This window comes from Micromonospora globispora, from assembly GCF_003857015.1.
Taxonomy (GTDB): Bacteria; Actinomycetota; Actinomycetes; order Mycobacteriales; family Micromonosporaceae; genus Micromonospora; species Micromonospora globispora.
In genome coordinates this window covers 1-3,235 of the sequence record NZ_QGGF01000056.1, presented here as the reverse complement: position 1 = coordinate 3,235, position 3,235 = coordinate 1, and the positions used below count along the sequence as shown (strand labels likewise).

General features: G+C 69.3%; 3 protein-coding genes. 1 reads left to right on the top strand and 2 read right to left on the bottom strand.

The features are described from left to right. Positions 1-87: 87 nt before the first annotated feature. Together DKL51_RS34650 and DKL51_RS01685 are read right to left on the bottom strand one after the other, a co-directional pair. A complete protein-coding gene (locus DKL51_RS34650; RefSeq protein ID WP_185734670.1) occupies positions 88-870 on the bottom strand; it encodes a hypothetical protein in 783 nt (260 codons plus the stop codon). Positions 871-938: 68 nt separating this feature from the next. After that, positions 939-1,310, bottom strand: a complete 372-nt coding sequence (locus tag DKL51_RS01685) for a hypothetical protein (protein ID WP_109966417.1) — start codon at positions 1,308-1,310, stop codon at positions 939-941. Positions 1,311-2,238: 928 nt separating this feature from the next. Here DKL51_RS01685 and DKL51_RS01680 point away from each other — a divergent pair. Next, a complete protein-coding gene (locus DKL51_RS01680) occupies positions 2,239-2,619 on the top strand; it encodes a winged helix-turn-helix transcriptional regulator (RefSeq protein WP_109966420.1) in 381 nt (126 codons plus the stop codon). Positions 2,620-3,235: the final 616 nt, after the last annotated feature.

Sequence of the window (3,235 nt, the reverse complement as noted above, 5' to 3'; positions counted from 1 at the left end):
GCCCCATCCGCCGCGCTGCCGGCGGCGCCGCCACCGTCCGCGCAGCCCGGTCCGCTTCCGCCGACCGCGGGCGGTTCACCGTCACACTCATCGCTGCCCCGTCACCGTCGCCTGCGACTCCGCCACCGGCAGCCGCACCGACCCGGTCGTCGTCAACGGCGGCACCGTCGCGCCGCGCCCACCCCCGGACCAGGACACCGACCAGGTCACCGTCGCGGTCAGCGTGAACGCGTTGCCCGGCGCGCCCGCCGAGCTGACCCGGTAGGTGTGACCGCACGACGACGCGGCCTTCGGCTCGCCCCCGGGATGCCACGGGATTCCCGGCCCCTCGCACACCACATCGCCGGTGCCGTCACCCGGGCGCCACACCACCCGCACCGGCGTCGCCGTCGCCGTCACCGACATCCCCGGCACCGACGCCGTCGCCGAACGCCTCCCCCACGTCGAGGGATCCACCCACCACCACACCGGGAGTTGCGCCAGCACACCCGCCGCGGCGCTGGGGTTCCTCCGGATCGCGGGGGCCGGCAGCCGCAGCCGCGACACCGCCACCCGCGCCAGCGCCTCCGGGTCGGCCACCTGCCCATCGGCCAGCCACACCACCTGCTGCGAGCCGACACCGTCCTGCCCACACGTCTGCTCGTACCAGGCACCCGGCCCCGCACCCGCCGGCGGCACCTGCTGCTGCGGCAACCTCCTGTAAGTGCAGGGCGATTCGCTGCCCCCGCCGGATCCGTCCCCTGACCCGCCGTTGCCGTCGCCGCCGGACTCTCCGCCGCCCGGCGAGCCTGGCGTGCCTGCCGTGACCTGGCATTCGGGGGCTGCGGGCGTCTGGTCGCAGGTGACGCCGCCCATGCCGCCGTCGGCCATGGCACCGGTGGCAGGAACGATCAGGGCAGCGGCGAGGGCAGAGACGATGGTTCGTAGAAGGTTGTGCCTCAGCATGTCCCCACTCCCTGTACTCCGAAGCTGGTCACCCTCCAGCCCCCCGCGCCGAGGTCGGTCACTGTGGCCCGAGTAGCTCGGCGTCCACCAGGCGTGTCGTTGATCGGCTGGCCGGAGGCGGTGTAGACGAGGAACTTGGTGTCGTCGACGCAGTCGGTGAGCGTCACCGTCTGCGGCGTTGCTGTCAGTGAGACGTCGGCGACCTGCGGGTTCGAGATGTATTCACCCTTGAGGAACTGCCCCTTGCGCCGGTAGGCCGTCAGGCCGTTCCGCAGGTACTGCAAGGCGTTCCCACTGGCGAACTTCGGCAGGTCGGGCTCGCCTGGGTTGGCCGTGAGGCCGGCCTTCGCGTAGGCCTGCCACATGCCCCGGTACGCAGCAAGTGCCGCCTGCTCCGCGGCGTCTCGGGCATCCGGAGCCGGTGCCGACACCGATGGAGCCGCGCTCTGGTTCGCCTTGGGGGAATCGGTGCTACGGCACGCTCCCACCAAGCCCAGTAGCACAACGACGGCAGCGGTGATGCGAAGCCGTCGAGGCCAGGGCGCAGGGAGCGGTCTGGGGACAGACATCGTCCTTTGGTCACCGTCCGTCACGTTCGCGTTCGACCGGACGCGTGCCCGCCGCACCATTACACCCCCGCAGAAGTCGCACCAATCACGGTCTGAAACACGTCTACACCCCCCACCCGCGGTTACCGCAAGGTGCTTACCGGCCAGTGACTACCGGTTGGTAACCACCACCTGGCGACTAGCGATGCACCTGTATGGGTAAAAACCGGACGCCGAGTGTCGGGTTCGCGCACTATGCCCGCAGGGATCGAGAATCCTAGAACCGTGTAAACCATCGCCGGGCAGACGGATATGAGGAGCGATGACGAGGGCCGAGACCCTCACGGTCTCACGGCCAGATTGGCCCGCAGATCGAACCCGATAACGGCGCTCGTTACTCTGTGCGCGTCGGAGGGTGCTGCCCTCAAGGAGCTTCATCAGGCGGTGCGGTGTCCGGCCGGCAGCGAGTTAGGACAGGACCTGCAGTGGCTGGCAGCTGTCGGACTGGTGCGTCGCGAGCCAGCATCGGGCAGCTGGGATGTCAGCGACCCCGCCGCGATCTATCGCTCTCCGAGCCGGGCACGCCCTGGCCAAGTCACTAGCGGAACTCGCTGAAGGGTGCGACAACCTGCGCAGTTGCCAAGAGCACCCCAACTATCTGACGCATCCCCGCCCCAGGGACGGCAGTCAATCTCACAGCCGAACGTGGTTCACGGATTGCATTCGTGTGCTTACACTCGCCGAGTTGGTCGACCGTGGCGGGGAGGGAAGGCGGGTGCGGCGTTTTGAAACTGTCTACGACGCGGTCAGGCTGTGCGGGCACCGGTGGAGCCTGGAAATCCTGACCGTCCTGGATCACCACCGGCAGATGCGATTCACCGATCTGCAGCAGACAATTCGACCGACACCCAGTTCGAAGTCCCTCATCGAAGCGCTGCGCCGCCTGCAGGACCACGGCCTGGTCGACCGTTCCACACTCGCCGACGCCAGCCCCTACCAGCTCAGTGCCGCAGGGCAGCACCTCCTGCCACTCCTGCTGACCTTCATGGACCAGCTTCAGAAGTGGACAGACACCTACCGCGAGGGCACTGGCCAGCGCGTCGACCGCGGCACCGACGCGCGATAGCCCTCGCACGCGCACGGGCGCCGGCAGACTCATGACGAGCATTGCAGCGGCCGTTCTCGCCGTGAGTGCTCCGGCGGGCGTGGCCGCAGGAACGTCGCTCCCATCATTGGTGCGACGCCTCACGATTCCGGTCTGGCCAGCGCCGGATCCTCATGCCATCCATGTCCCGGAGACGGTGCAGGGCAAACTCTGCCAAGCCATGTCGCCCCCGGGTCGTCGAATCCGACTGGCGTTCGGGGTGGGACTCGGCCTTGCCCGGCGGTTATGGCGTGGCGGCTCACGGCCGATCGATCGGGCAACGGGTTCATTCTGGCCGTCTGGCTGGTGGTCCTGTGCGCACCGCCCGCGCTTCTCCATGCCGGTCCGCACCTCCGGCGCGGCGAGCCGGGCCACAGGCGTTGATCTCCGCCACATCGGTGCGCCCGTCCGACATGTCGGTCTGGTGGTTGCTTCGGTCGCCGCATGCCTGATTGGTGGTGATCCCGGTCACCTCCGCCGCCCGGCCATTGGCGGTCGCGCATGGCGGGCGGCAGGGTCGGGGGTCGGCGTCGTCGCGCCAGCTCAGTCGTCCCAGCAGGTCAGGAGCGTTCGTTGCCCGCCCACCGGCGTCCCCGCC

Coding starts and splice junctions, on each gene's coding strand:
- DKL51_RS01685 (WP_109966417.1), bottom strand. CDS start 1,310: ATGTGGCAGGCCTACGCGAAGGCCGGCCTCACGGCCAACCCAGGCGAG.
- DKL51_RS34650 (WP_185734670.1), bottom strand. CDS start 870: ATGGCCGACGGCGGCATGGGCGGCGTCACCTGCGACCAGACGCCCGCA.